This window comes from Castellaniella sp. MT123 (genome assembly GCF_039614765.1).
Lineage (GTDB): Bacteria > Pseudomonadota > Gammaproteobacteria > Burkholderiales > Burkholderiaceae_B > Castellaniella.
In genome coordinates this window covers 2,940,565-2,967,061 of sequence record NZ_CP154879.1, presented here as the reverse complement: position 1 = coordinate 2,967,061, position 26,497 = coordinate 2,940,565, and the positions used below count along the sequence as shown (strand labels likewise).

At 61.2% G+C, this 26,497-nt stretch carries 25 protein-coding genes and 3 pseudogenes; 17 read left to right on the top strand and 11 right to left on the bottom strand.

Features of this window, described 5'->3' with window-relative positions:
• Positions 1–3 precede the first annotated feature (3 nt).
• Positions 4–567: an aldehyde dehydrogenase family protein gene (locus ABCV34_RS13995; RefSeq protein WP_345796825.1), complete on the top strand. Its 564-nt coding sequence runs from the start codon at positions 4–6 to the stop codon at positions 565–567.
• Positions 568–631: 64 nt separating this feature from the next.
• On the opposite strand, the gene ABCV34_RS13990 is transcribed toward ABCV34_RS13995, so the two are convergent.
• Both ABCV34_RS13990 and ABCV34_RS13985 read right to left on the bottom strand, forming a co-directional pair.
• Positions 632–1,240: a response regulator gene (locus ABCV34_RS13990; RefSeq protein WP_345796824.1), complete on the bottom strand. Its 609-nt coding sequence runs from the start codon at positions 1,238–1,240 to the stop codon at positions 632–634.
• Positions 1,237–3,240 (bottom strand): PAS domain S-box protein, encoded by a 2,004-nt coding sequence (locus ABCV34_RS13985; protein WP_345796823.1) that lies wholly within the window; start codon positions 3,238–3,240, stop codon positions 1,237–1,239. The genes ABCV34_RS13990 and ABCV34_RS13985 overlap by 4 nt, the downstream gene beginning before the upstream one ends.
• A 149-nt stretch (positions 3,241–3,389) precedes the next feature.
• Here ABCV34_RS13985 and ABCV34_RS13980 point away from each other — a divergent pair, with 149 nt between their 5' ends.
• The 3 genes from ABCV34_RS13980 to ABCV34_RS13970 all read left to right on the top strand — a co-directional run bounded on the left by ABCV34_RS13980 (position 3,390) and on the right by ABCV34_RS13970 (position 6,573).
• Positions 3,390–4,385, top strand: coding sequence for a TRAP transporter substrate-binding protein (locus ABCV34_RS13980; protein ID WP_345796822.1), 996 nt, complete (start codon positions 3,390–3,392; stop codon positions 4,383–4,385).
• 5 nt (positions 4,386–4,390) lie between these two features.
• Positions 4,391–4,954: a TRAP transporter small permease gene (locus ABCV34_RS13975; protein ID WP_345798791.1), complete on the top strand. Its 564-nt coding sequence runs from the start codon at positions 4,391–4,393 to the stop codon at positions 4,952–4,954.
• A 140-nt stretch (positions 4,955–5,094) separates the two neighbouring features.
• Complete coding sequence (locus ABCV34_RS13970) at positions 5,095–6,573, top strand: TRAP transporter large permease subunit (protein WP_345798790.1); 1,479 nt, start codon at positions 5,095–5,097, stop codon at positions 6,571–6,573.
• A 39-nt stretch (positions 6,574–6,612) separates the two neighbouring features.
• On the opposite strand, the pseudogene ABCV34_RS13965 reads toward ABCV34_RS13970, so the two are convergent.
• Positions 6,613–6,750: pseudogene (locus ABCV34_RS13965) on the bottom strand (integrase core domain-containing protein); the annotation flags it as partial.
• A gap of 77 nt (positions 6,751–6,827) precedes the next feature.
• Here ABCV34_RS13965 and ABCV34_RS13960 point away from each other — a divergent pair.
• Positions 6,828–7,625: a uracil-DNA glycosylase family protein gene (locus ABCV34_RS13960; protein ID WP_345796821.1), complete on the top strand. Its 798-nt coding sequence runs from the start codon at positions 6,828–6,830 to the stop codon at positions 7,623–7,625.
• A 67-nt stretch (positions 7,626–7,692) separates the two neighbouring features.
• Here the strand turns inward: ABCV34_RS13960 and tehB are convergent, their stop codons facing one another.
• Positions 7,693–8,256 carry a tellurite resistance methyltransferase TehB gene (tehB, locus tag ABCV34_RS13955; RefSeq protein WP_345796820.1) on the bottom strand — a complete coding sequence of 188 codons (564 nt, stop codon included), beginning with the start codon at positions 8,254–8,256 and terminating at the stop codon, positions 7,693–7,695.
• A 299-nt stretch (positions 8,257–8,555) separates the two neighbouring features.
• On the opposite strand from tehB, the pseudogene ABCV34_RS13950 reads away from it, so the two are divergent.
• Positions 8,556–8,816: pseudogene (locus ABCV34_RS13950) on the top strand (glutathione S-transferase family protein); the annotation flags it as partial.
• A 54-nt stretch (positions 8,817–8,870) separates the two neighbouring features.
• Here the strand turns inward: ABCV34_RS13950 and ABCV34_RS13945 are convergent.
• The gene (locus ABCV34_RS13945; RefSeq protein ID WP_345798665.1) at positions 8,871–10,148 is read right to left on the bottom strand and encodes an IS256 family transposase; all 1,278 of its coding nucleotides are present in this window, start codon (positions 10,146–10,148) and stop codon (positions 8,871–8,873) included.
• Between the two features lie 61 nt (positions 10,149–10,209).
• Here ABCV34_RS13945 and ABCV34_RS13940 point away from each other — a divergent pair.
• Positions 10,210–10,959: pseudogene (locus ABCV34_RS13940) on the top strand (glutathione S-transferase C-terminal domain-containing protein); the annotation flags it as partial.
• A gap of 21 nt (positions 10,960–10,980) precedes the next feature.
• Here ABCV34_RS13940 and ABCV34_RS13935 read toward each other — a convergent pair.
• Genes ABCV34_RS13935 through ABCV34_RS13925 form a run of 3 tightly spaced genes read right to left on the bottom strand, consistent with a single transcriptional unit; the run spans position 10,981 to position 13,817 of the window.
• Complete coding sequence (locus ABCV34_RS13935; RefSeq protein WP_345796819.1) at positions 10,981–11,691, bottom strand: Crp/Fnr family transcriptional regulator; 711 nt, start codon at positions 11,689–11,691, stop codon at positions 10,981–10,983.
• Positions 11,688–13,577 carry a cation-translocating P-type ATPase gene (locus ABCV34_RS13930; RefSeq protein ID WP_345796818.1) on the bottom strand — a complete coding sequence of 630 codons (1,890 nt, stop codon included), beginning with the start codon at positions 13,575–13,577 and terminating at the stop codon, positions 11,688–11,690. The genes ABCV34_RS13935 and ABCV34_RS13930 overlap by 4 nt, the downstream gene beginning before the upstream one ends.
• Positions 13,578–13,595: 18 nt before the next feature.
• On the bottom strand, positions 13,596–13,817 hold the full coding sequence (locus ABCV34_RS13925; protein ID WP_345796817.1) for a heavy-metal-associated domain-containing protein: 222 nt from the start codon (positions 13,815–13,817) through the stop codon (positions 13,596–13,598).
• Positions 13,818–14,306: 489 nt separating this feature from the next.
• Between ABCV34_RS13925 and ABCV34_RS13920 the strand changes: the two genes are divergently transcribed.
• From ABCV34_RS13920 to ABCV34_RS13910, 3 genes are all read left to right on the top strand, one after another.
• A complete protein-coding gene (locus ABCV34_RS13920) occupies positions 14,307–14,756 on the top strand; it encodes an Hsp20/alpha crystallin family protein (RefSeq protein ID WP_345796816.1) in 450 nt (149 codons plus the stop codon).
• A gap of 208 nt (positions 14,757–14,964) precedes the next feature.
• Complete coding sequence (locus tag ABCV34_RS13915; RefSeq protein ID WP_345796815.1) at positions 14,965–15,768, top strand: phasin family protein; 804 nt, start codon at positions 14,965–14,967, stop codon at positions 15,766–15,768.
• Positions 15,769–15,918: 150 nt separating this feature from the next.
• Positions 15,919–16,812, top strand: a complete 894-nt coding sequence (locus tag ABCV34_RS13910) for a DMT family transporter (RefSeq protein ID WP_345796814.1) — start codon at positions 15,919–15,921, stop codon at positions 16,810–16,812.
• 42 nt (positions 16,813–16,854) lie between these two features.
• On the opposite strand, the gene queG is transcribed toward ABCV34_RS13910, so the two are convergent.
• Entirely contained in the window at positions 16,855–18,030 is a 1,176-nt protein-coding gene (gene queG, locus ABCV34_RS13905) for a tRNA epoxyqueuosine(34) reductase QueG (protein ID WP_345796813.1), read from the bottom strand.
• Between the two features lie 210 nt (positions 18,031–18,240).
• Here queG and ABCV34_RS13900 point away from each other — a divergent pair, with 210 nt between their 5' ends.
• The 5 genes from ABCV34_RS13900 (at position 18,241) to ABCV34_RS13880 (ending at position 22,674) form a co-directional block, all read left to right on the top strand.
• Positions 18,241–18,825 (top strand): pseudouridine synthase, encoded by a 585-nt coding sequence (locus ABCV34_RS13900; protein ID WP_345798789.1) that lies wholly within the window; start codon positions 18,241–18,243, stop codon positions 18,823–18,825.
• A complete protein-coding gene (gene arfB, locus ABCV34_RS13895; RefSeq protein ID WP_345796812.1) occupies positions 18,822–19,271 on the top strand; it encodes an alternative ribosome rescue aminoacyl-tRNA hydrolase ArfB in 450 nt (149 codons plus the stop codon). Before ABCV34_RS13900 ends, arfB begins: the two co-directional genes overlap by 4 nt.
• 92 nt (positions 19,272–19,363) lie before the next feature.
• Positions 19,364–20,179, top strand: coding sequence for a dienelactone hydrolase family protein (locus tag ABCV34_RS13890; protein ID WP_345796811.1), 816 nt, complete (start codon positions 19,364–19,366; stop codon positions 20,177–20,179).
• A 78-nt stretch (positions 20,180–20,257) separates the two neighbouring features.
• Positions 20,258–21,058: an alpha/beta hydrolase gene (locus tag ABCV34_RS13885; protein ID WP_345796810.1), complete on the top strand. Its 801-nt coding sequence runs from the start codon at positions 20,258–20,260 to the stop codon at positions 21,056–21,058.
• A gap of 62 nt (positions 21,059–21,120) precedes the next feature.
• Entirely contained in the window at positions 21,121–22,674 is a 1,554-nt protein-coding gene (locus ABCV34_RS13880) for a DHA2 family efflux MFS transporter permease subunit (protein ID WP_345796809.1), read from the top strand.
• Here the strand turns inward: ABCV34_RS13880 and ABCV34_RS13875 are convergent.
• Both ABCV34_RS13875 and ABCV34_RS13870 read right to left on the bottom strand, forming a co-directional pair.
• Positions 22,640–24,010 carry a sensor histidine kinase gene (locus tag ABCV34_RS13875; RefSeq protein WP_345796808.1) on the bottom strand — a complete coding sequence of 457 codons (1,371 nt, stop codon included), beginning with the start codon at positions 24,008–24,010 and terminating at the stop codon, positions 22,640–22,642. The two genes, ABCV34_RS13880 and ABCV34_RS13875, sit on opposite strands and share 35 nt — an antisense overlap.
• A complete protein-coding gene (locus ABCV34_RS13870; RefSeq protein WP_345796807.1) occupies positions 24,007–24,672 on the bottom strand; it encodes a response regulator transcription factor in 666 nt (221 codons plus the stop codon). The genes ABCV34_RS13875 and ABCV34_RS13870 overlap by 4 nt, the downstream gene beginning before the upstream one ends.
• Positions 24,673–24,755: 83 nt before the next feature.
• Here ABCV34_RS13870 and ABCV34_RS13865 point away from each other — a divergent pair, with 83 nt between their 5' ends.
• Together ABCV34_RS13865 and ABCV34_RS13860 are read left to right on the top strand one after the other, a co-directional pair.
• Positions 24,756–25,559, top strand: a complete 804-nt coding sequence (locus ABCV34_RS13865; RefSeq protein ID WP_345796806.1) for an ABC transporter ATP-binding protein — start codon at positions 24,756–24,758, stop codon at positions 25,557–25,559.
• Complete coding sequence (locus tag ABCV34_RS13860) at positions 25,556–26,422, top strand: ABC transporter permease (protein WP_345796805.1); 867 nt, start codon at positions 25,556–25,558, stop codon at positions 26,420–26,422. The genes ABCV34_RS13865 and ABCV34_RS13860 overlap by 4 nt, the downstream gene beginning before the upstream one ends.
• Positions 26,423–26,497: the final 75 nt, after the last annotated feature.

Below are 26,497 nucleotides of genomic sequence, written 5' to 3'. Positions count from 1 at the left end.
AAGGTGTACGACGAATTCGTTGATCGCTTCGTATCACAGGTCAAAGGCCTGAAGTACGGCGACCCCAACCAGGCGGACACCGTCATTGGCCCGATCATCAACAAAAAACAACTGGCGGCGCACATGGCGCACATCGAGGGCGCGCGCACCGCCGGCGCACGCCAAGTGGTGGGCGCGGATCCGCAAGGCCAAGTATTGCCGCCTCATGTGTTCGTGGACGTGAACAATGAAATGCGAATCGCCCAGTATGAAATGTTTGGCCCGATCGCCCCCATCATCAAGGTTCACAGCGAGGCGGAAGCACTGCAAATCGCCAACGGCACGCCCTATGGGCTCTCCAGCGCCGTCTTTACACGCGACGAACAGCGCGGCGTGCGATTTGCGCTGGGCGTGCAGGCAGGCATGACCCATGTCAACGACCATAGCGTCAACGACACCCCGAGCGGCCCCTTTGGCGGCGAAAAAAACAGCGGCATCGGGCGCTTCGGCGGCGAATGGATCATGCATGAATTCACCCGGAATCATTGGGTAACCATTCAACACGGCCGGCAGGATTATCCATTCTGAACGATCGGAATGCCCCTCGGGTTCCCCAGAATTTTCCCTGCTCGGAACCGGGGGGACTGTTTCGTCAATGATGCGGTGCAACCCACAGCTGCGCGAGCCCGATCGCGCTCTTGATCTCCAGCTTGGCGAAAATACGCGCGCGGTGCACCTCGACCGTGCGCACGCTGATGAAAAGCGCATCACCGATCTGCTTGTTGGTCTGCCCGGCCACGATGCGCTCGGCGATCGCGTATTCGCGCGGGGTCAGGCGCGTGCTCAGGTCTCGGGATTCCGATGACGCGGCGGCCGCGCCATCGACATAGTCCAGGCTTTCCAGCACCCGATCCACCAATTTATTGTCGGAGAACGGCTTTTCAAGAAAATCATAGGCGCCGCTTTTCAGGGCCTCGACCGCCATGGGAATATCGCCATGCCCGGTCAGGAAAATGACCACGTGATGCGCGGCCAGGCCGCCCTCTTTCAATTTCGCCAGCAATTCCAATCCGCTCATGCCGGGCATGCGCACATCGATGAGCAGGCAGGCCGGCAGCCGCGCAAGACTACGTCCACCCCATGCCGCCAGGAACGCCGGCCCGTCGGCGAAAACCTGGAGCGCCAGCCCACGAGAACGGAACAACGCCCCCAGGGCGTCGCGGATGATCTCGTCGTCGTCGACCAGATAAACGGTTTTCATGATTGCCCTTCGAGCACCTTCAGATCGAAATAGAAACACGCGCCGCCGCCCTCGCCTCCGCGGTATTGAAGGCGGGAACCCATCAGCTCCAGGGCCGAGCGGCACACCGCCAGCCCCATGCCCATGCCGTCGGATTTGGTCGTGAAGAAAGGCGACTCCATAGCCTGCAACGCGTTTTCTTGCGTCAACCCCGCGCCCCAATCCCGCACCGACACGCACACCGCCGTGGCGGATTCGCCGGCCTGGACGAGGTCGGCGGAAATGATCACGCGACGCTCCGATGGCGGTAATTGCGCCATGGCTTCGAACGCATTGCGTGTGAGATTGAGCAGAACCTGCTCGAGCAGAACCCGATCCGCCAGCACCCGGGGAAGCGTCGCCGGAATGGACATCTGGATGGGCTCCCCGGCGCGCGCTGTCTGCAACCGGATCAGGTGCAGGAGCTCGGCGATGACTTCATCCAGGGCCACCGGGCCGGGCAGCGGTTCCGTCTTGCGCACGAAATGATGGACGCGGCGTATGATCCGCCCCGCCCGTTCGGCCTGGCTGCGCGCCTTGTCGATCAGGCCGCATGACTCCGTGTCGTTGCCACCGCCGTGCGCCATGACATTGAGCGCCGCAGTGCAGTAGCTGTTGATTGCCGCCAGCGGCTGGTTCAGCTCGTGCGCCAGGGCGGAAGCCATTTCACCCATCGTCATCAGGCGCGCCATGTGATTCATGCGCTCGTTTTGCTGGTGCTGGAATTCCTGCGCGCGCTTTTGCTCTGTCATGTCGATGATGGAGGCCATCCAGCCCGTCTGTTTCCCCGCGCCGTCGAGCAATGGCGCTTCGCTGACCAGCACGGTCAGCCGGGTCCCGTCGCGACGGACATACGTCGATTCGCAGGCTTTATTGGACAGCGTTCCCGCCATCAGCTGGGCATGGCGCTGGCGCGAGCGATCTTTCAGTTCCAGCGCCAGGTAAGGCATGTCGGGCCCGTGCCCGATCAGATCTTCGGGGCCGTAGCCGACCATCTCGCAGAACGCGGGGTTCACGTACGTGATGCGGCCATCGAGATCGCGCGCCCGCAAACCCGAGACCAGCGAATCCTCCATGGCCTGCCGCAAGGCCTGCTGTTCACGCAAGGCATTCTCCGCGCGGCTGCGGCGAACCAGGTCGCGCCACAACAGCCATGCCGACCACGCCAGCAGCAGCGACAGCGCGATCACCACGCCCGTCAGCATATTCGGCACCAGGTGAGGCAACCCATGAGTGCTGTTGGCGTTCAGGTAGAACGCTTGGTCGGCCACGCCCGCCTCGATGCGATGGGTATAGACGCCCAGCCCCTTGACGCTGGCGTCGCGCACAGCCAGCAGGTTGCCATCGAGGTCGGTCAGGGTCACTTCGTTGTCGTGGGCGAACCACCATGGCAGCGTGCTGTTGAGCAGGCGCTCCAGCGACACCACCGCGAGCAGCGCATGAACATGCTGGCTGCCGGGAACGGGCACCGCCAGCAAAAGATCGTGCCGCGTCCCATCGCCGCCCAGCAGCGTGGCCGCAGGTCGCCCCAAGCGCAGGGCGCGCTCCAGCGTATCGCGCCAGACCTGCGCCCGGCCGGCTGCGGCATTCGGCATATCGTTGCCCGAGTACGCGGGGAGGCAGGACTGCGACGGGAGACCTGAGACAACGCGGCACAACGCGCGGGCCTCGACGCTACGCTGCAGCAGATCGGCGGCGCGGCGCTGGAAGAGGACGACATCGTCCGGAGCGGCATCGAGGTCGCGCCCCATGATGCGCATGGCCTCGATCAGACGCTGGGATTCAAAGTCGATGGCCTGTTCCGCCCACAGCGTATCGGAAATGAGCTGCTCGCCGCGCTGATCGCGCTCGAAGCGCGACGACACCAGCAAGGCTGCAATGGCACCCGCCACAATGAGCACGATGACCGCCAGAGGCAACCCCACAAGCCAGCGCGGCGATGCGTAATCTTGCCTCGGCATAGCGCCGGAGCGAGTGTTCATTCGGGAAAGTCCTGAATCATGAATGTGGGATATACGTATTGTCGGCGACGGTGCCCATGGCTGAAACTTCCTGGGCACCCGAAAAAAGCACCCCTCCGATCATAGGTCGGCTCTGTGCGCCATAAATACTTTACACGAGGAAACAAGCCATGAAACTTCGGTACCTGATTGCCGGCCTTTGTCTGTCCGCCGTGGCGCTGAGCGCCGGGGCCGAAACGCCCATCGTCATCAAATTCAGCCACGTGGTCGCATCGGACACCCCCAAGGGCAAGGCCGCCGATTACTTCAAGAAACTGGCCGAGGAACGCACCCAGGGCCGCGTCAAGATCGAAGTCTACCCCAACAGCCAGCTCTACAAGGACAAGGAAGAGCTTGAAGCCCTTCAGCTGGGTTCGGTGCAGATGCTGGCGCCATCGCTGGCCAAGTTCGGCCCGCTGGGCGTCAAGGAATTCGAACTCTTCGACCTGCCCTACATCTTCGACAACTACACCGATCTGCACAAAGTCACCGACGGCCCGGTGGGCAAGCAGCTGATGTCCAAGCTGGAATCCAAGGGCATCAAGGGCCTGGCCTACTGGGACAACGGCTTCAAGGTCATGACCGACAACAAGCCCCTTCGCGTTCCGGCCGATTTCCGCGGCCACAAAATGCGCATCCAGTCGTCCAAGGTGCTCGATGCCCAGTTCCGCGCCCTGGGTGCCATTCCCCAGGTCATGGCGTTCTCCGAGGTCTACCAGGCGCTGCAGACCGGCGTGGTCGACGGCACGGAAAACACCCCATCCAACATCTACACGCAGCGCATGAACGAAGTGCAAAAATACCTGACGCTGTCGGACCACGGTTATATCGGCTACGCAGTGATCGTCAACAAGAAGTTCTGGGACGGCCTGCCCGCCGATATCCGCGACACGCTTGAAGGCGCCATGCATGACGCCACCCAGTACGCCAACGACATCGCCAAGAAGGAAAACGACGACGCCATGGCCAGCATCAAGGCCGCCGGCAAGACCGAAATCATCACACTGACGCCCGCACAAAAGGACGAGTGGAAGAAGGCCATGGCGAGGGTGCACCTCCAGCAAGAGAGCCGCATCGGCAAGGAACTGATCGGAGAGGTCTATCAGACAACCGGGAAGCGTCTGTAATCATGATGAAGCTACTCGACCGCCTGGAGGAATGCCTGATCGCGTTCCTGATGGGCGCCGCGACGCTGGTCATCTTCGTAGCGGTGCTGCACCGCTACGCCGCCGGCGTGAATATCCCTTATTTGCAGGACTGGCTGCTGTCGCTCAACACCAGTTGGGCGCAGGAACTGTGCATCTACATGTTTGTCTGGATGGCCAAGTTCGGCGCCGCCTATGGCGTGCGCACCGGCATCCACGTCGGTGTGGATGTCATGGTCAACCGCCTTCAGCCGGCGTCGCGCAAGATCTTCATCGTCACCGGGCTGCTGGCCGGCGCGCTGTTCACCGGGGTCATCGGCTCGCTCGGCGTCAAGTTCGTCTGGGCGCTGGCGCAAACCGACCAGATCTCGCCTGACCTGGAGCTGCCGCGCTGGATCGCCTTCCTGTGCGTGCCATTGGGATCCTACTTGATGTGCTTCCGCTTCCTGCAAGTCTGTGCGCAGTTCCTGCAAAGCGGCAACGTGCCCAAGCATGACCACTCGCATGTGGAAGGCATTGAACCGCAGCCCGCCCTGGGAACCCTATCATGAGCCAAAGCATCCCGCTCGCGACGCCGGCCGTCGGCGATCCGCGCATCACACGCAATATCTTCATCATCCTGGCCGTGGTGCTCGGCGCTCTGCTGTTCGCGTTCGGCAAAACCGCATTCATCTTCTGCCTGCTCATTGTGATGCTGCTCACGGGCATGCCGGTGTCCATTGCACTGGGCCTGACGGTGCTCACCTACCTGTTCACCATGACGCAGGTACCGATCGAATCGGTGGCCATGAAGCTGTTCACGGGCATCGAGAACTTCGAGATCATGGCGATCCCGTTCTTCATCCTGGCCGGCGGCTTCCTGACGCATGGCGGCGTGGCCAAGCGCATGATCAATTTCGCCACCAGCATCATCGGCCACCTGCACGGCGGTCTGGGCCTGGCGGGCGTGCTCGCCTGCGCCATGTTCGCGGCCATTTCAGGCTCAAGTCCGGCCACGGTCATGGCCATCGGCTCGATCATCCTGCCCGCCATGTTGCAGCAAGGATTCCCCAACAAATTCGGTGCGGGCATCATCACCACGTCGGGCTCGCTGGGCATCCTGATCCCGCCCTCCATCGTCATGGTGCTGTATTCGGTGTCCACCAACACCTCGGTGGGCGACCTGTTCATCGCCGGGGTCGTACCGGGCATCTTGCTGGCGCTGCTGCTGGGTTTCGTGACCTGGTACATGGCGCGCAAAAACAACTACCCCCGGTTCTGCGAATTCGAACAGCACAGTCCCACGACCGCTACCGGCTACGCCCTGTGGGGCCTGCTGCTGTGCGTGGGCTTTACCATCGTGCCGCCGGCAATTGCCATCGCGCTGCTCTATGGCCTGCTGTCCCTCACCGCTCCGGCTGTGGCTCAGGGCATAGGCCTGTTCGGCGTACTGATATCGATCGCATGGCTCTACACGGCCTACCGCCTGGGCCGGGGCTTCACCCACGCCAAGCTGCTGCCCTACGAATCGCAGCGCGTATGGTCCACTTACTGGGAAAGCGTCTGGGGTCTGCTGCTCATCGTCGTGGTCATGGGCGGCATCTACGCCGGCGTGTTTACGCCGACCGAGGCTGCCGCCATGAGCGCGGTGTACGCCTTCTTCGTCTCGACCTGTGTCTATGGCGACATGCCCATCAAGAAGGTCCCGAAAGTCCTGCTGGACTCGGCCAGCATGAGCGCGATGCTGCTCTACATCATCACCAACGCGGTGCTGTTCTCCTTCCTGATGACCTCCGAGAGCATTCCACAGCAAATGGCCAGCTGGATCCTGGCCCAGGGTCTGGGCCCCATCGCATTTCTGCTGGTGGTCAACGTGCTGCTGCTGCTGGCCGGCAACGTCATGGAGCCTTCGTCCATCGTGCTTATCATGGCACCCATCCTGTTTCCGGTCGCGCAGAAACTGGGCATCGACCCGATTCACTTCGGAATCCTGATGGTCGTGAACATGGAAGTCGGCATGTGCCACCCACCCGTCGGCCTGAACCTGTACGTGGCCAGCGGCATCACCAAGATGGGGATCACGGAACTGACGGTGGCCGTGGCGCCATGGCTTTTCGCGATGATCGGGTTCCTGCTGCTGGTGACCTACGTGCCCGCAGTCTCCACCTGGCTACCCTATGCGCTGAAATGAAACGCTGAACCGTGGGTGCCCAAATTTGCCAGATTGGCGGATGCCGGCTTGGAGTTGCTCGATGCTCTCGAAACGGTTCAGATAGAAGAACTCAGACTGCGGGGTGCCGAAGAAGCTTTCCATGGCGGCATTGCCCAGACAGTTTCCCTTGCGTGACATGCTCTGGGTCAGGCCCCGATCGGTGGTAGAGGCGGCCGCTGACTTCGAGCAGGGATACCGTCACCTTCCTTCGACATTTCAGAGAAAATGTCGGCATGAACAAACCAGATAAGTTTTCCGCTAAGGCCCGCATCGCCGCTAATTCTGGTCTCACCCAGGCAGGACACCTGACCGCCAGAGCCGACCCCGACCTGGACAACACCGCCACCGCCATCGCGCGGGTCCTCGCGGGCAGCCTGCAGGTGCTGGCGTTCCCCAGCGCCAGCCACGTCTATAACCCACTGATCTACATGTGGCCGGCGCACCGTGAATACATGCAGCGGTACGGCAACCTGAAGGGCCGCATCCTGCTGGTCGGAATGAACCCCGGCCCTTGGGGCATGGCCCAGACCGGGGTCCCCTTTGGCGCGGTTTCCATGGCACGCGACTGGCTGAAGATCGAAAAACCCCTGGGCGGCCCACTGCCGGATCAGCACGAAAAATACCCGATCACCGGCTTTGCCTGCCACCGGAGCGAAGGCAGCGGGGATCGCTTCTGGGGCTGGGCGCGGCGGCGCTTTAATAGCCCCGACCGGTTCTTCCAGGACATTTTCGTCTGGAACTACTGCCCTCTGCTGTTTCTACGCAATAACCGCAATCTGGTCCCGGAACAATTGCACAAGGCGGAACGCGAACCGTTATTTGGCATCTGTGACGCAGCACTGAACGCCGTGATTCATGCGATCGGGCCCCGTGTCGTGGTTGGTATCGGACGCTTTGCCCATGGCCGCGCGCAGGCCATCGCGGGCGACAAGGTGCCGACGGCCTACCTGTTACACCCCAGCCCGGCCAATCCCGCCGCGAACCAGGGCTGGGCCGACATCGCTGACCAGACCCTGGCTCCTTGGCTGTGACGGCGTGCTCAGTCAAGGCCAGGCAGCCGGGCCCAAAGGCACCATCCCGGGGGGACGAGTTTGTTTTCTAATCCGGTTTGCGCGCCAGCATCGTGGCGAACTGCAGGCGGGCCCCATTGTGCATGGTGCCCGGATCCTCGTTGTATTTGACAAGTTCCCAGCCCGCATAGGCTTGGCTCAGCTCACCCGGCTTCAGGGTAAACGGGAAATTCATGGGGCAAGGATATGCGTCGGTATCCATCGCGCAGACGATCAGGTTGTATCCCCCAGGCAGGGTGTGATGCTGCATGTCGGACAACACCGCGCTGACACGCGACGGATCGAGGAACATCAGGGTCACGGTGCAGGCGATAAAGCCATAATCCGCACCGATACTGGCTTGCTGGATGTCATAGACCTGCGGCCTGATTGTCCGGATTCCTTCCTGATCGACGATGGACTGCAACGTGGCTATGGCGTTGGGGTTGGCATCAACAGCGGTGACCTCGAAACCACGCTGACTCAGATACAGAGCATTACGCCCGCTCGAGCACCCCATATCCAGGGTATTGCACGGCTCGATGAGCTCGCACGCCTTCACGACTTCGCTGTGGGCCGGGGTCAGACCGTAGCGGCCGTTCAAATCTTCCATCGACTAGCATCCTTGAAAATCATGACAGGCCAAGGGCCTGGGCCGCTGCCCGGTGAAGGCGGCGATCGCCCGGTGATGATAGCCCTTCCAGTCGAAGTCCGCCCGGTGAAATGGACGGGAAACAATCTGGGTCGCCTCGCTGATTGTTCCATATATGAAAATTAGAATCGGCAAATACCGCCTTTTTCTCTGTTCCCATACTTAATAAAATATCAGTAGAACGAAGCGCATGTCCTGGCAAGGCGAGGAAAAGAACATGAACGCTACGGTACGCGTGGCAATACAGGCAAGGAAATGACATGGGACTTTTGATCAATGGAAAATGGCAGGATCAGTGGTACGACACGGACAGCACGGGTGGGCGCTTCGTGCGCAGTGATGCGCAGTTTCGCAGCTGGATCACGCCGGATGGCCACCCGGGGCCTTCCGGCACAGGGGGCTTTCGCGCCGAAGCGGGGCGCTACCATCTCTATGTGTCATTGGCCTGCCCATGGGCGCACCGTGTCCTGATCCTGCGAGCCCTGAAGGGCCTGGAAACAATGATCAGTGTGTCGGTCGTCAACCCCTACATGGGGAGTGTCAGATTTTTTGTGGGCGGGGCGATTTGACATTGGTTAATCCCTGGCCTCAGTGAACCGTTCACCGAACAGAATGGCGAACTGGTTCATCGCCGCCTTCCAAGTGTGAACGGATCGGGATGGCTTGGCCAGGATGTTTCTGAGCGCCAGCCACAGCAGCTTCACAGCCGCCTCATCGCTGGGGAACTGGCCCCGGTTCTTGATAATTTTACGCAGCTGCCGGTTCATGTTCTCGATGGCGTTGGTGGTGTAGATCACTCGCCGGATATCGGGCGGGAAGATGAAGAACGGCACCACATGCTCCCAAGCCCGTTCCCAGGCGGCCACAATGGTCGGGTAGCGGGTACCCCAGGGGCCATCGGCGAAGGCCTGCAGGGCCTCTCGGGCCTGCTGTTCGTTGGCGGCGGTATAGATGGGCTTGAGCGCGGCAGCGACCAATTTACGGTCCTTCCAGCCCGCGTAATCCAAGCTGTTGCGCATCAGGTGCACGATGCAGGTCTGCACCGTCGTCTTCGGGAAGACCGCGTTAATGGCCTCGGGCAGGCCCTTTAAGCCATCCACCACGGCGATCAGGATGTCCTGGCAGCCTCGGTTTTTCAGTTCATTGAAGACCTTGAGCCAGAATTTTGAGCCCTCGGTTTGTTCGATCCACAGCCCCAGCACGTCGCGTTCCCCGTTGGCGTCGATGCCCAGGGCCAGGTAGACGGCCTTGTTGACCACCAAACCATCAGTGCGGATCTTCACCCGCAGTGCGTCAAATAAGACGACCGGGTACATGCGCTCCAAGGGGCGGTTCTGCCAGGCGACGGTCTCGGCCATCACCTCGTTGGTCACCTCGCTGATGAGCTCGGGCGAAACGTTCGTGCCATAGGTCTCGGCGAGAAAAGCCTGGATCTCGCGCACGCTCATGCCACGGGCATACAGGGCAATGATGCGCTCATCGAACCCGGCGAAATGGCGTTCATGCTTGGGGATGAGCACCGGCTCGAAGCTGCCGTCGCGGTCTCGGGGCAGCTGTACCTGCACCGAACCGTGCTTGGTCAGCAGCGTCTTGGTGCTCACGCCGTTGCGCTCATCGGTCTGCGCGGCGGGCTTGTCCTCACCGGGGCGGTAGCCCAGGTGCACGTTCATCTCCGCACCCATGGCCCGCTCGATGACCGCGCGGCCGAAGGCATCGATCAGGTCCTCGACCTCCATGGCTGACATCGGGCCTTCGACCAGGCCGTCCAGTAGGTGCTCAGGCAGCTTGGGCAGCCGCGCCTCGCGGGCGGCCGCCTGCGCCGCGATGGATGGTTTCTTGTGTTTCACGGGCATATCCATGATCGTTTTCTCTCATGTTATGCCTCGCCCACAAAATTCCGGACACTCTCCCTACATGGGCGATCATGGCTGGACATTCGAGCCCGGTCCCGGGGTGATCGCCGACCCGGTTGGTGAAACCCAATATCTCTATCAGGTCTACCTGCGCGCACAAGCCGATTACAGCGGACGAGTCACGGTGCCCATCCTGTGGGACCTGCAGCAAAACACGATCGTCAACAACGAATCCTCCGAAATCATCCGCATGTTAAATTCGGCCTTCGACGGCATTGGCGCGCGGGAAGGCGATTACGCTCCGGCCGCGCTATTGCCCGAGATCGACGCCATCAACAGCAAGGTCTACGATGCCGTCAACAACGGGGTTTATAAAGCCGGTTTTGCAACATCGCAGCAAGTTTACGAGCAGGAAGTCAGCGCGCTGTTTGCTTGCCTGGACACCCTGGAAGACAAGCTGGGCCGCCAGCGCTATTTGCTGGGCGACCGGCTCACCGAGAGCGACTGGCGGCTGTTCACCACGCTGATCCGGTTCGACACCGCCTACTACGGCCACTTCAAATGCAATCTGAAGCGCCTGGTCGACTATAAAAATCTCTGGAGCTACACCCGCGAGCTGTATCAACGGCCAGGTATCGCGGACACCGTGAACTTCGATCACATCAAGCTGCATTATTATCGTAGCCACCGAAGCATCAATCCGAATGGCATCGTCCCCCTCGGACCCACGCTGGATCTTGGTCGAGCACCCGATCGCGTTGTCTCCGAGACTATGTCATCAGCTCCGCCCGTCCCGACCGTTTCGCGATAGACGACCTGCGTTCAATACCCGCTATTCAGCCAGCAGCAACGCATCCAGATCGATGATGGCGATCTGGCGTTGCCCCGTTTGCCTGATCCAGCCGGCCGCCTCGAATTCACCCAATCGACGGCTGACGGTTTCGGGCGTGGTGCCCAGGAACGACGCCAGGTTTCTACGGCTCATGGGCAAGCTGAAGTCGCTGGAATTTGCCTGTTCCGCCTGATCGGCCAGATACAGCGCCAGCCTGGCATTGATCGATGCGGTGGCAATGGCCGCTGTTTGTTTTTCACTGGCTCCCAGGCGCCGCGACAGCTCGGCCAGCACATGCAGGCCGATGTCGGGATATTCGAGCAGCAGCTCGCGCACATCGGCCTGGTGGATCGTACAGACTTGGGATGTCTGCATGGCTTCGGCATAGGAGTCGTAATCGCTCGAAGAGAACAGGTCGAGCTCGCCCGCGAAATCACCCGCCTTCAATATCCGGACGAGTTGCTCTTTGCCTGAATCGGAAAGACGATAGACCTTGACGCTTCCTCGATGGACGATAAACAGTTTGTCCGATTTGTCGCCGGGCCCATGAATGAATTCCCCTCGCTCATAGGTGCGCATGAACGCCTTCTTGGCGACAGACTCAAGCGCCTTGGGCGGCAAGTGGTTGAAGATCGGGACCCGCGACACGCACAGGACCCGCACGTGGCCGCCCCCTGTTTCAGACGATTCAGGAACAGAATTCATGCTCATGCGAATTGACTCCTGGGTCGTGGCAGGGCTCGCGCAAACGCTCCCGGCGCCCGGTAGCGTATCAGTCTAATTGCATTGAGGGTCACGATCAGCACGCTCAATTCATGAATCAGCATGCCTGACGCCAGGAAGATCTTGCCCAGCAACACGCCGGCCAGCAACAGGACGACGGTGCCCACGGCCAGGGCCGTATTCTGCTTCATGTTGCGCACGGTAGCCTTGGATAGCGAATACGCATGGGAAAACTGGTCCAGCCGGTCCGACATCAGCACGATATCGGCTGTTTCCATCGAGATGTCGGTCCCGCCGGTCCCCATCGCCAGACCGACGTCAGCCATCGCCAGTGCCGGCGCATCGTTGACGCCATCGCCGACCATCGCCACGCGATAGCCTTCGCTCGTCAGCTTCTTGACCCAGGCCACCTTGTCCTGCGGCAACAGTTCAGCATGAACCGCATCCAGGCCGAGCTCGTCGCCCACCAGTTGCGCCGTATGGCGATTGTCGCCGGTGAGCATGATGGCCTTTTTCACGCCGGCATCCCGCAGTTGTGCGATGGCGGCCTTGGCCTCGGGCTTGATCTGGTCCGCAATCGAGATAACCCCCGCCAACTGCCGATCGACCGCCACCAGCACCGCGGTGTTGCCGGCTTTCTCGCGATTGATTGCATAGGCTTCGGCATCCGCATCGATGGTCACGCCCTGATCCACCATAAGTTTACGGTTGCCGATGGCCAGATGCCGGCCCGCTACGGTAGCGATCATGCCACCGCCCTTCACGATTTCCACATCTTGCGGCTCGTGCGCCAGGGAAAGCTCACGCTTTCTAGCTTCGCCGACGATGGTCTGGCCCAAATGGTGTTCGGAAACCTTTTCGGCGTCCGCCACCATACGCAGCAGCGTGCTGTCGTCCATGCCCCAGCTCTTGATGTCGGTGACTTCGGGCTTGCCCTTGGTCAGCGCGCCGGTCTTGTCGAAAACGACCGCGTCGATCCTGGAAAGCTTTTCCATGATTTCGCCACCCTTGACCAGTACACCGTTGCGCGCGCCGTTACCGATACCCGCCACCATGGATACCGGTGCCGAGATGACGAGGGCCCCCGGACAGGCGATGACCAGAAACGTGAGTGCGAGTTCGACGTTGCGCGACACTGCATACACGAGGATGGACAGAACGACGATGCCGGGTGTATAGATCTGTGCGAATCGATCCAGGAATTTCTGTGTTTTGGTCCTGGATTCCTGTGCCTCTTCCACCATTTCGATGATTTTCGCGAAAGTGGTGTCGTCGCCCACGCGGTCGGCGGTGACTTCGATATAGCCGCTGTCCAGAATGGTGCCGCTGAACACCCGGTCGCCCACAGCCTTGCCGGCGGGCACGGATTCACCTGTGATGGCCGCTTCGACGATCAGCGCCCGGCCTGCGGCAATCACACCGTCCACCGCAACCTTTTCACCAGAGCGGATCAGCACCCGGTCGCCCTTGACGACTTCCTCGACCGGGACCTTGATGTGGCCTTCCGCGCGGATCACCGTGGCTTCCGTCGGCGTCTGGTCGATCAGTTCACGCAGGGAAGACCGCGTTTTTTCGAGGGTGCGCGATTCAAGATACCCGCCAAAAATGAAGAGAAAGGTCACAACAGCGGATTCAACGTATTCGCCAATGATCAAGGCGCCGACGACTGCGATGGTCACCAGCAATTCAATACTGAAGGCTTTCATGCGCAGCGCCTTGAAGGCCTTGATGGCAATGAAATAGCCGGCGAACAACGAAGACCCAATCAAGACATAGTCCTTCCATTGGGCGAACCCCGCCAAATGCAACGCCAGTGCGATCGCCAGCAGCAGACCTGCGCCGCCAGCGACCTGGGCATTATTGATAAGTTTCATGTCGTGCTCCGGTCGTGTTTACGAAACTTTCCTGGACAGCACCGGATAACCCAACTGCACGATGGCGTTCTGCAGTATGTCGGCATCTGTCCTGGATGAATCGAACTCGGCCCGGACACGGCCGGAATTGAACATCACCTTGACTTCATTTACACCGTCGACCTTGGAGACGGTATTCTCGATTTTTTTGACACAGGAAGGACAGGTGAAGGGTTCCATATTGAAAACGACTTTTTGCATGTCATGCTCCTGATTGATGAATTGACGACTTCATCTTAACGAAGCCTTACCCTTCAGGCATTGACCGCCGACAAGTTTCAGAAAATCATTCAAATACACAGAAATCATTCTCAATCAACACTAATCGGCTGATTGCCAATTCCAGAGCACACGGATATTTTCAATTAGAATCCAGGACCGATTCGCATTAATTTTTATTCACGCCCATTTAAGGATTCAGACGACCTGCCCGTGTCCGGCCTTGGCCGCGTGACAGCTCCATCATCCCTACGGTTTACGCCGTACATCCCATCCTGAACCGCAATACCCGCCGACCGATCGGCCGATCCATAAGACCCCTGGCGGGCGCCCCTTGATTTCCGCCGGCCCGCGCACATAATAAGTATTGGAGGCGGTGGTTGCGCTTCCACAGTCCCGGCAGGCGGATCCGACATGGTCGGCTGGAAGGCATGCCTGCTTTGATACAGCAATGTCCGAGAGGTATTTACAATGGCTAACAACTTGACGCGCTTCAGTCCTTTCAGCGACCTGGCGCGCTTTGATGCTTTTCACGATTTCGACGACTTCTTCAAGCATCCGTTCCTGGGCAACCTCATTCCAACTCAAGCGAATCCGCGCATCAACCTGGATGTTACGGAGTCTGATCAATCCTATGTCGTCAAGGCCGAAGTGCCTGGTGTCAAAAAGGAAGACATCAAGGTCACGGTGGACGGCAACACGGTGACCATCCGGGCGGAATCGAAACGTAACACCGAGGAAAAGCAAGGCGAGACCGTGGTGCGCAGCGAACGCTACTTCGGAGTGCAATCGCGCAGCTTTAGCCTGCCGCACGATATCGACGACGGCAAATCATCGGCCCGCTACCAGGACGGCATCCTGGAGCTGACTTTGCCGAAACGCGCCGGCGGCGGCGGTGCGAAAACCTTGTCGATCTCGTAACACGGAATGCGCATTCAGTGATGCGTATGGCCCCCCGGCCTTCCGGCCAGGGGGCCCGAGCACGGTCACAGACGTAACTGGCGTCGCTAAAGCACTGATCTTCCTGTAATATGTTCAATTGCTGCAACGCAGCAATTGACAGTCCCATCGAGCGCCTCCGGTCGAATGCGGTCATCGCCAGCCCAGGCCTCACAACGGAGAACCACACATGGAAGATTTGCACCAACAGATCCGCGATAGCCAGAAGGCACTGCTGGCGCGTGTGCATCATGTCCAGTTTCTGTTTCTGGATGGCTTCGAGAAGCTTGTCAGCCTCAACCTTCAGGCAGTGCGAGGCCGCCTCGATGAGGCAGTTGACCGGGTCAAGACATCCGATACGCAATCAGGAGAGCCTGATCCTCTGGCGCAGTTTGCACAGCGGGTGCGGCATCAGTTCGACCATCACCTGGCTTATGGACGCCAGCTCGGTGAAATCATCGAGGGCCTGCAGTCTGGCCTGCATAAACTGACACTGACCGAACTCGATCGTGATCAGCCTCCGGCAGTCGTTGCCCCTTCCCGGACTCGGCCCGTCATCAAACGGCCTACGCGTCAGACCGTAAAATCCGCCGTCCGGGATGCGCAGTCCGGCGCAAAGCCTGTCGCTGCAGCAGCCGCGCCCACAAAGGAGAAAGCCGCCAAAGCCCCGTCGCGCACCAAGCGCCAGGCGGCATCTCATCCGCGTTCCGCAAAACCGCCTGTCATGAGCAAGCCGGATAAGGGCCTGCCCGCAGCCAAGGCGGTTGCCAAGACCGCTGCTAAACGGGGCGCACCGGCCGTCAAACCAGTCGTGCGCCCGGCTGCCGCGGTCACACGCCAACCGGCTGTTGCACCAGTGACGTCAGTGGCGGCGCCACAGCCGACGACCGCCGCTGCGGCGAGGAAGCCTGCGCAGCCACCGGTCAACGTCATCGGCCATCTGGTTGCGCAGACGACGCCAGAGGGTTCAGAAAAGGACTCCTCCCAGTCGTAGGCGAATTTACTGATCGCCGATCCCGCTGCGCCAGGCCGCCTCGTCGGCCTGGCGCAGCACATTGCCGAGCGCCACGCGCTTGATGCGCGGCGGTTTCACCGCACCAACCGCCACGCCTGCTAAGATCCAGACTCGCGTTTTCTTATTTCGGTGCCCCTCTTGAATGCCCGCCAACTGCTCGGCCTCGTTCTGCTCACGCTGATGTGGGGCTTGAACTGGCCTGTGATGAAACTGGGCCTGCACGAGTGGAGCCCATTATGGTTTCGCGCTGTGACCATGGCCGGCGGCGCCCTGGTGCTGCTGATCTATTACCGGCGACAAGGGGTTCCGCTGCTGCCGTGCGGCGCGCGGCAATGGCGCAGCGTCGTCGTGCTGGGCCTGCCCAACGTGATGGGCTGGCACGGCCTATCCATCATCGGGGTCTCTCTGCTACCGGCAGGGCGGGCCGCCATCCTGGGCTTCACCATGCCCGTGTTCACCGTGCTGCTATCCGTGTTTTTTTACGGAGAACGCTTCACGGCGCGCCTGGCCCTGGCCGTCAGTGCCGTCCTGATCGCCATCGCCCTGCTGCTTTGGAACGAGCTCAGCAGGCTCGCCGGCAGCCCCGTGGGCATTGTGTGGATGCAGGCAGCCGCGTTTTGCTGGGCGCTGGGCACAGTCTGGATGCAGCGCGCAAAACTGACGCTGGCACCCGAAACCCTGGTGATCTGGATGCTGGCGCTGTCATCGCTGGCCCTCGGGCTGGTGGCTTCGGTCACTGAACCCGCACCGCAATGGCCTGCAAGCCCCGCCATGTGGGGTGTACTGTTATGGTCGATGCTGCTGAATTACGGCGCAGCCCAGGTCATCTGGTTCGCCATGGCGCGCGCCTTGCCGGCATCCACCAGCGCCATGAGTGTCACCGCCATACCGATCGTCGGCATCCTGAGCAGCATGCTGATCGGCGAACGGCCCAGTTGGCAGGACGGTCTGGCCGTCGTGTGCGTGGTGGTGGCCATCAGCGCCGTATTGCTGCGGCCGGTCAGGCGCGGCAAGCAGGCCTGACGCAACCAGTTCCTCAGCATGATCCGCAGCGATGATCGACTGTTATTGGCGCACAGAATTTGGATTGCCGGGCGAAAGCGCGGCGTTCGACCCAGCGGGCTTCATCCTTTCAGCTGCAGGATTCCGCTGCGCCAGCGCCCAGGCCACGTGCTCGCGCACCAGAGCGCTTTCGTGGTCGGCACGGGTCAGTAATGCCGCGCGCAACTCTTGCGCCTGTGCCTCATTGGCCTGGCGCAGCGCATTGCCCAGCGCCACGGCAATGTTGCGCAGCCAGCGTTCATGGTCGATGCGCCGGATCGGCCCACCCTCGGTCCGCTTGAGGAACATCGCCTCGTCCCAGGCGAACAGTTCCACGAGCTGCTGGCCGACCAACGGCGAGCGCTCATCGAAGTCGGGGAGTTCCGTGGCCTGAGCGTACTTGTTCCAGGGACAGATCGTCTGGCAGTCATCGCAGCCATAGATATGATTGCCCATCAGGGGGCGCAGTTCCTCTGGGATAGGGCCGTGATTTTCGATGGTCAGATAGGAAATGCAGCGGCGCGCATCCACCACACCGGGAGCAATGATGGCACCCGTGGGGCAAACGTCGATGCACGCGGTGCAGGTGCCGCAATGCGCACTGACCGGATCGGTCGGATCCAGTGCGAAGTCCACGAAAATTTCACCCAGGAAAAACATCGATCCCGCATCGCGCGAGAGCACCATGGAATGCTTGCCGCGCCAGCCCTGGCCGCTGCGGCTGGCCAGTTCTTTTTCCAGGACCGGCGCCGAATCCGAAAAGACGCGGTAGCCGAACGGGCCGACCAGGGCCTCGATCCGGTCGCACAATTTTTGCAAGCGGGCACGCACCACCTTGTGATAGTCACGCCCTCGGGCATAGAGCGACACCACGCCCTCGCCGGGTTCGTCCAACCGTGCGCGTTCGCGGTCCTGCCAGTCGGGCGCCGTGCCGCGCGGCAGGTAGGGCATGCGCGCGGTGATCACGCTGACCGTGCCGGGAACCAGTTCCGCCGGGCGGGCGCGCTTCAGGCCATGGCGTTCCATGTAGTGCAGGTCGCCGTGGTAGCCCAGGGCAAGCCATTGCAGCAAACGCGGCTCGGCCGAGGATAAATCCACCCCTGAAACACCGATCTGGGAAAACCCCAGTTCCTGTGCCCAGGCCCGTATCTGGTGAATCCACTGGCTACTGCCGGTATTTGTCGGGGAAGATGTGGTCATGACCAGACGATATCGATAAGGTCCGTGCTGAGAATCGGCACGGTTTTCCGCTTCCCGCCCGGGGAGCGAAGGATATATTGTCGCAAAACGCTCATGCGACTGGAATTCCGACTAGGCTACAGTACTGAAACGTCCCTCTGGAATCCGCTTATCCGCATGGAGAGCCCGTTGCCGCCCAGTTCCCGACCGCGCCACCCGCCGCACCGACCCATGCAGCCCAGGGCGCGACACACAACCAAGACACCGCCGGCGCAGCCCCGCCTGCTCGTGCTCAACAAACCGTTCGGTGTACTGACCCAGTTCAGCGACGACCAGGGGCGTGCCACACTGAAGGATTTCGTCGACGTGCCAGACGTGTACCCGGCCGGACGGCTGGATCGCGATAGCGAAGGTCTGCTCCTGCTGACCAATGACGGACGTCTGCAGGCGCGCATCGCCGACCCCCGATACAAGATGGCGAAAACCTATTGGGTCCAGGTCGAAGGCGAGCCGACCGATGCCCAGTTGCAGCTTCTGCAAGACGGCGTCGTCCTGAAGGACGGCCCCACCCTGCCCGCCCAGGCGCGCCGCTTGGCGGAACCGCAACTCTGGCCCCGGGATCCACCGGTGCGTTTTCGCAAAAACATTCCAACCGCATGGCTGGAGATCACCATCCACGAAGGCCGCAACCGCCAAGTCCGGCGCATGACGGCCGCCGTGGGCCTGCCGACCCTGCGTCTGATACGGATGAGTATCGGGCCCTGGAGCCTCGAAGGCCTGCAGCCTGGGATGTGGCGCGAGGCAGCCCCGCTATGATTCGCCCTGTCGTGTCCATCCATAGAGGCCAGCCGTTGCCGCAACACCGCTACCCGATCCAGGAAAACGAAGTTGAAATCACCGCCATCCGCGCCCAAGGCGCCGGCGGCCAGAATGTCAACAAAGTTTCGAGCGCCGTCCATCTGCGCTTTGATATTCAGGCGTCTTCATTGCCCGAACCCATCCGCGAGCGATTGCTGAACCTGCGTGATCATCGCATCACCGCAACGGGCCTGATCGTGATCAAGGCGCAATCCAGCCGCAGTCAGATACAAAACCGGCTGGAAGCGCTGGCACGCCTGCAGGAACTCATCGACCGGGTCAGCGACACCCCTGAGATACGGCGCCCCACACGACCCACGCAAGGTGCCAGGCGTCGCCGCCTGCAGGAAAAAGCCGAACGCAGCGCCACCAAACAGCTGCGCGCCAGGATCACGGAGCATTAACGACGCGCCCTGAGTGTGGCCCGACGCGCTCCCGATTCCCATCACGCAGGAATTCCCGTAGGCTATCGGAAGGCATCGAGAGAGGGCTACCCATGAGACTCGCACGTTCCCTGCTGATCCTGTTGGCGATGTTCTTCGTCCGTCCAGCCGCTGCGGATATGGTAGCGGAACCCGTGACCTGGACCCTGAACGGCACACAATTCAAAGGCGTGCTCGTGTACGACGACGCATCGCACGACAAACGCCCCGGTCTGGTCATGGTGCCCAATTGGTCCGGCGTCAACGACATCGCCATCGCGAAAGCCAAGCGCGTCGCCGGACGGGACTACGTCATCCTGCTTGCCGACGTCTACGGCGAACACATCCGCCCGACGAACGCGGCGCAAGCCCAGGCTGCGGTCAAGCCCCTGTATGCCGACCGCAATCTCATGCGGGCGCGGATCGGCAAGGCCTTTGCACAACTGAAAGCCCAGGCTGGCCACGCGCCGATCGACCTATCCCGCCTGGCTGCGATCGGGTTCTGTTTCGGCGGCGCCGTCGTACTGGATCTGGCCCGCAGCGGCTCGGACGTCAAGGCCGTGGTCTCCTTTCACGGCGACCTGAGCACCGACGATCCCGCGCTGGCGAAAAACATCAAGGCGCGCGTGCTGGCGATCAATGGCGCCGACGACACCGCCACCATGCCGGGCGTGCCGGAATTCACGCGCGAGATGCGGCAAGACCCCGCCGACTGGCAGTTCGTGGAAATCGGGCACGCTGTGCATTGTTTCACCGAGACGGAGGCCACCGCCACGACGGGAAACTGCCGCTACGACCCGAAGGCCGCCGCGCGGTCATACCGGATGATGCATGACTGGTTGAAGGAAAGCTTCGAGGCGCGTACAGAAGGAGCGCAAAATGAACCATGAACAGGCGGCACCCGAGACGAAAGGGGTAAGAGTCAAACTACTGGCTCGGATTTCCATCCACGCGTGGGGAGAACTCTCATGATTCGCTTGCGTGATCTCTTGCTGGCCGTTGCAATCACTGGGGCACTCTGGCTACCAACGGCGCCCACAGTCGCCCAAGAAGGAAAAATGCTGCATGTGCCGACCCAGGGCGGTACATACGTGCCGGTTTTTTGGGTGAAGCAGAACACGGCTCCGATGACAGTGGTGCTGCTGACCGGCGGCGGCGGCGGGATCGGCAAGCTGGATGGCTCGGGTTGGCCCAGTAGTGAGAACTTTCTGATTCGCAGCGGTCACGCCTTTGCTGCGGCTGGTTTCAACATCGCCATGGTCGCCAAGCCCTCCGACATCCCAAGGCTGGATCCGGACCTTCGCATTGGCGAGGGTTATATAGATGGCCTGTACAAAACGCTGCAGCATATCAAAACGCTTTCCAGCGCGCCCATCTGGCTCGTGGGAACGAGTCAAGGCACCATTTCCGCAACAGCGCTTGCCATTGCGCATCAAGATCCCAGCCTGATCGCTGGCGTGGTACTGACGTCGAGCATCACCAGCTGGAAGTTGCGAGGCTCAGTGCCGCGGCAGGCACTTGAAAAAATCAAGGTACCCGTGCTGGTCGTACACCATGCCAAGGATGCGTGTCGAATCTGTCGGCCGGATGAGGTACCGGCCATCATGAAGGGCTTGAAAAACGCATCCATCAAGAAACTGGTCATGGTCGACGGCGGATCCGGCGCCACAGGCGACCCCTGCGAGGCTCTGCACTACCATGGTTATATCGGCATGGAACGCCAAGTGGTGGATTTGATATCAGCCTGGATCAAGGCGCCAACAACCTGAGCGCACAAGGGCTGGACGGAAGGGGGCGATAATGTCGCAGGGAAACCCGAAAGGTCGCGGACATGACGCCTGCCGCAAACCAGACAGAGGATGCGTTCAAGCCTGCCAGTCTGATACTGGCCACCATGGGTCTGTCTCTGGGAACCTTCATGCAGGTTCTGGACATCAGCATCGCCAATGTGTCCCTGCCCACCATCGCGGGAAATCTGGCCGCCAGCCGGGATCAGTCCACCTGGGTCATCACCTCGTTCACCGTCTGTCAGGCGATCACGCTGCCCATGACAGGGTTCCTGTCGCGCTGGTTCGGCGAAGTCAGGACTTTCGTCTGGTCGGTCCTGCTGTTCTCGCTGTTCTCACTGGCCTGCGGCCTGGCCACCAGCCTGCCGATGCTGGTGACGTTTCGCGCGTTGCAAGGCGCGGTCTGCGGGCCGATGTACCCGATCACGCAAAGCCTGATGGTGTCGCTCTACCCGCGCGAGAAGCGGGCCATGGCACTGGCCATCATCAGCATGATCACGGTGGTGGCGCCGATCGTGGGGCCCGTGGCCGGCGGCTGGATCACGGACTCGTATTCCTGGCGCTGGATCTTCTTCATCAACGTGCCCATCGGCATCTTCGCGGCTTCACTGGCCCTCACCCAGATGAGCGGTCGCATCGAGCAATTGGTCAAGAACCGCATCGACTGGGTCGGTGTGGCCACCCTGATCCTCGGAGTCGGCTCGCTGCAGATCCTGCTGGACAAAGGCAACGATCTGGACTGGTTCGGATCCACCGTCATCCGGGTCCTGGCCGCCGTGGCCACGGTATCCCTGACGATTTTCGTGATCTGGGAACTGACTGACGACAAGCCGATCGTGAATCTGCGGCTGTTCCGGCACCGCAATTTTGCGGCCGGGACATTTGCGATGGTGCTGGCGTTTGGTCTGTTCTTTGCGGTGTCGCTGCTGCTGCCGCTTTGGATGCAGAACACCCTGGGCTACACGGCTCTGTGGTCCGGCCTGGCTGTCGCGCCCATCGGTTTCATTCCGATCCTGCTGACCTTTTGGGTGGGTAAATACGCTTCCCGCTTCGACCTGCGCTGGCTGACCGCGCTGTCATTTGCCGTGATGGGCTTCGTCTGTTTCCGCTTTGGCAGCTTCGACACGGAAGTTGATTTCACGCGCATCGCGCTGACCGAGCTGATCATGGGTCTGGGGGTGGCCCTGTTCTTCATGCCCATCCTGACCATCCTGCTGTCGGACCTGGAAGGCCCGGAAATCGCGGAAGGATCCGGGTCGGCGACCTTCCTGCGCACGGTGGGCGCCAGCTTCGCCGTGTCCATCACGACCTATCTGTGGACCCGAGGCGCATCAGCCAGCCACGCGCACCTGGCCGAATTCATCACGCTGTCGAACCCGCAGGTTCGCCTGGGCATCGAAGCAGCAGACGGATCCCTGCCGCACTACGGCGCCGCGATGAATCAGGTGATCACCCAACAGGCGATGCAGGTGTCCTTCAACGACATCTTCAATGGCCTGGGGTTTTGCTTCATCGCGCTGATCGCGGTGGTCTGGCTGGCCAAACCCCCGTTTATCAGTTCCGCTACGCGGATGCGCGAAAGATCAGGACAACCATGAATCGCCCGTCGCTCTCTAGGGCAAACCGCAACTTGCCCCGGTGCGTACGCATGACTTCCTGCACGATGGCCAGCCCCAGGCTGGCGCCGCTCCGGCCCCCACTGCGCGATGAGAATGGCCGCCGGACCCGATCCCAGTCCGCGGGCGGGATGCCGGGTCCATCATCGAGGAATCGGACCTCCCAGTTTCTTTGCTTGCGGACGATATCGACCTGCAGCAGCGACGGCGCCCCATACCGCAGGGCGTTGTGGATGATGTTCTTCACGGCTTCACGCAAAGTCGTCGGATCCCCCCTGACCAGGCAGGCGGCATCCGGCGCATTCACAGCGACGTCCAGGTCTCTGTCCGGCTCGTTCGACAGAGCCTCGGCCAATTCGGTCCGGACCAGTTCCGCCAGATCGATCGTCGTGAATGGGGTGGTTTCCGCACGCTGCTGCACCATGGCGTGATTGATAAGCTGGTTGACCAGCTGTCCCAGTTCCCGCGTCAGGACCCGCAAGCGCGCCAGGTGCGCCTGCTTTTGCGCTTCGTCGGTCTGGATCGACAGCAACTCGATCCGCGACAGCAGTGCGGTGACCGGGGTGCGCAACTGGTGGGCCGCGTCGCCGATGACACGCCGCGTGACCGCCTGATGAGTGGCCAGGCGCCGCATGAAACCATTGACCGTATCGACTAGCGTGCGGATCTCGACAGGAACGTCCAGAGACAGTGGTGAGAGTTCCAGCGGGTCCCTCTTGCGGATGGCTTCCTCGATCTGCTTCAGGGGCGCAAGAGCTTGGTGCAACGTGAACATCGCTGCGATCAGCGTCAGGACTCCCATGACCAGAATTACCAGGAAGGCATCCGCGGTCAAACTGCGGGCAAATGACGATCGGGCGATCGTGGTCTGCGCCACCATGATCACCGCCCAGGAGTGCGGTCCTTCCACAGGCATGCGCCGGCCCACGATCGCGATCCGGATCGGGTGTCCATCGTAAACCCCATCGGACAGCACCGGCCCGTCCCGCAGTGCGTCCCAAGGAATCGAGGGTTTGAAGTGGATGTCGCCCGCAATGGTCCGACCATTTGGATCGACGACGGCGTAGTAGGTCTTGTCCTCTGGCGCCAGCAGCGTACGTGCAGTGATCGGCACGTCGACCGTCACGGCACCGTTCTGAAACCAGGTGTTCTCCGCGATCTGCAACGCGTTGCTGGTCAGGATCCGGTCATACGCCTGTCTGGCCGCGAAATTCGTCGTCCACCAGACTGCGAACAGCAGCACTGCCGCGCTGACGACCAGCACGACCCCGACTCGCGTCACCAGCCGGGCGTACAGGGAATTGAGGACCAGGATCACGGCACGACGACCTGGTAGCCCAGCCCCCGCAAGGTGCGGATCGTAAACCGGGCACCCGCCAGTTTCTTGCGCAGCCGCGCGACATGCTGCTCCACTGTGTTGGCATTGGGGTTGTCATCGATGCCGAACAGGCGGTCGATCAGTTCGTCCTTGCTGAAGATACGCCCCGGGCGGGCAACCAGCAGTTCCAGCAACATGACCTCACGGCGGGTCAAATCCAACGCCAGGCCATCCAGCTGGACTGTGCGGCTCTTGCGGTCGATCGTCAGATTGGCGCAGCTCAGCAGGTTGGTCGGGGTGCCGCTGCCCTGGCGCAGCAAGGCCCGGACACGCGCTTCCAGTTCGCGAAAATCGAATGGTTTGACCAGGTAGTCGTTGGCCCCCATGTCCAGCGCCTCGACGCGCTCTTCGATTTCGCCCCGAGCAGTCAGCATCAGCACCTGCGTCGCCAATTTTCGCCCGCGCACCCGCTGCAGCAACGCCAGACCGTCCATATCGGGCAGCATCACATCCAGGATCAGCAGATCGTAGCAGTCCGCAAGAACCCGCTCAGCGGCGCGCTTCCCGTTGGATTCCCAATCCGTATCGTGGCCCATGCGCCGTGTGCAGGCCACGATCGCCTCGGCTACATCGGCAGCATCTTCCACCAACAGGATACGCATTTCATCGTTTGCCGAACGTCAGATTCGGCACAGGTTCAACCCTTAGCATGATAGCCGATGACTAAAACGAAACAGGAGACATCATGAATGACGCCGCCGCCGACGCAGGGTCCGTCGATTCATCGTCGCCGTTGCTCGAGATCGACAACGTCACGGTGCAATACAAGACAGACCAGTATCTGATCACCGCCGCCCAGCAGGTCAGCTTCAAGGTGTACCCGTCCGACCGCTACATTCTGCTTGGCCCATCCGGCTGCGGAAAATCCACGCTGCTCAAGACGGTCGGCGGTTACATCCGGCCCACTCGGGGCTCTATCCGCCTGAAAGGCCAGGAGATCCGGGAACCAGGTCCAGACCGGATGATGGTATTCCAGGAGTTCGACCAGTTGCTGCCCTGGAAGACGGTGCGCCAGAACGTTGAATTCGCGCTGGAAGCCAGCGGCCGCCTGCGCGGCAAGCAGGCGGCAGAACGCGCAGCCCACTACATCGACAAGGTCGGCCTGAGCGCCTTCAAGGACAGCTATCCACACATGCTGTCGGGCGGCATGAAGCAGCGCGTGTCGATCGCGCGCGGGATGGCGATGGAACCCGACGTGCTGCTGATGGACGAACCATTCGCGGCGCTGGATGCGCTGACCCGCCGGAAAATGCAGGACGAACTGCTGCGTCTGTGGGACGACACGCGCTTTACCGTCATGTTCGTGACGCACTCCATCGAGGAAGCCATCAAGGTCGGCACGCGCATCCTGCTACTGTCGCCGCACCCGGGCCAGGTCAAGGCCGAACTCAACAGCATTTCCCGCGACGAAATGGGCTCGGCAAGCCAGACAAGGCTCGAAGCCCGAATCAATGACATGTTATTTGCCTACGAAGAGGCCTCCGCATGAGCACGAGCACTCTGGCCCGCCCTGAAATCATCCTCGACCCCACGCACGGCGAGCTGGCCGAAATCCAGAGACCGCTATCCGCCTTCGAGAGCATCTACCGCATGGGCTGGCTGCGCAAGCTGGCGATCCTGCTGGCGCTGACGGTGATCTGGGAGATCTATGGCCGTTGGCTGAACAATCCCCTACTTTTCCCGACGTTTTCCGACACCCTGAATGCCTTCTTTTCCGGGATTGCCAGCGGCGAGCTGCTGGGCCGTGCAGCCATTTCGCTGCAGACGCTGGTGGTGGGGTATGCCGCCGGCATCGTGCTGGCGATTCTGATGACCACCCTGGCAATCAGTTCGAAGATCGGCACGGATTTCCTGGAAACGCTGACCTCGATGTTCAACCCCCTGCCGGCGATCGCCCTGCTGCCGCTGGCCCTGATCTGGTTCGGTCTCGGTGAGGGAAGCCTGATCTTCGTACTGGTGCACTCGGTCCTGTGGTCGGTGGCGCTGAACACGCACGGCGGTTTTCGCGCGGTGTCGCCCACGATGAAGATGGTGGGCCGGAACTATGGCCTGAAGGGTTTCGTGCTGGTGCGCAAGGTGCTGATTCCCGCCGCCTTCCCCAGCATCCTGACCGGTCTGAAAGTGGGCTGGGCATTCGCCTGGCGCACGCTGATCGCCGCCGAACTGGTCTTCGGAGCCTCCTCCGGCAAGGGCGGGCTGGGCTGGTACATCTTCGAGAACCGCAATCAGCTGGAAACCGCGAATGTCTTTTCCGGCCTGTTCTTCGTCATTCTGATCGGCCTTTTCGTGGAAAACGTGGTCTTCGCCAGCATCGAAAAACGCACGATCCGGCGCTGGGGCATGCAGGCCTGACACCCATTTCCGAACGCGCCATGCGCAGAACCGACCGTTTTATTCCGGCAGTCTCAACCATCACAAACATACCAA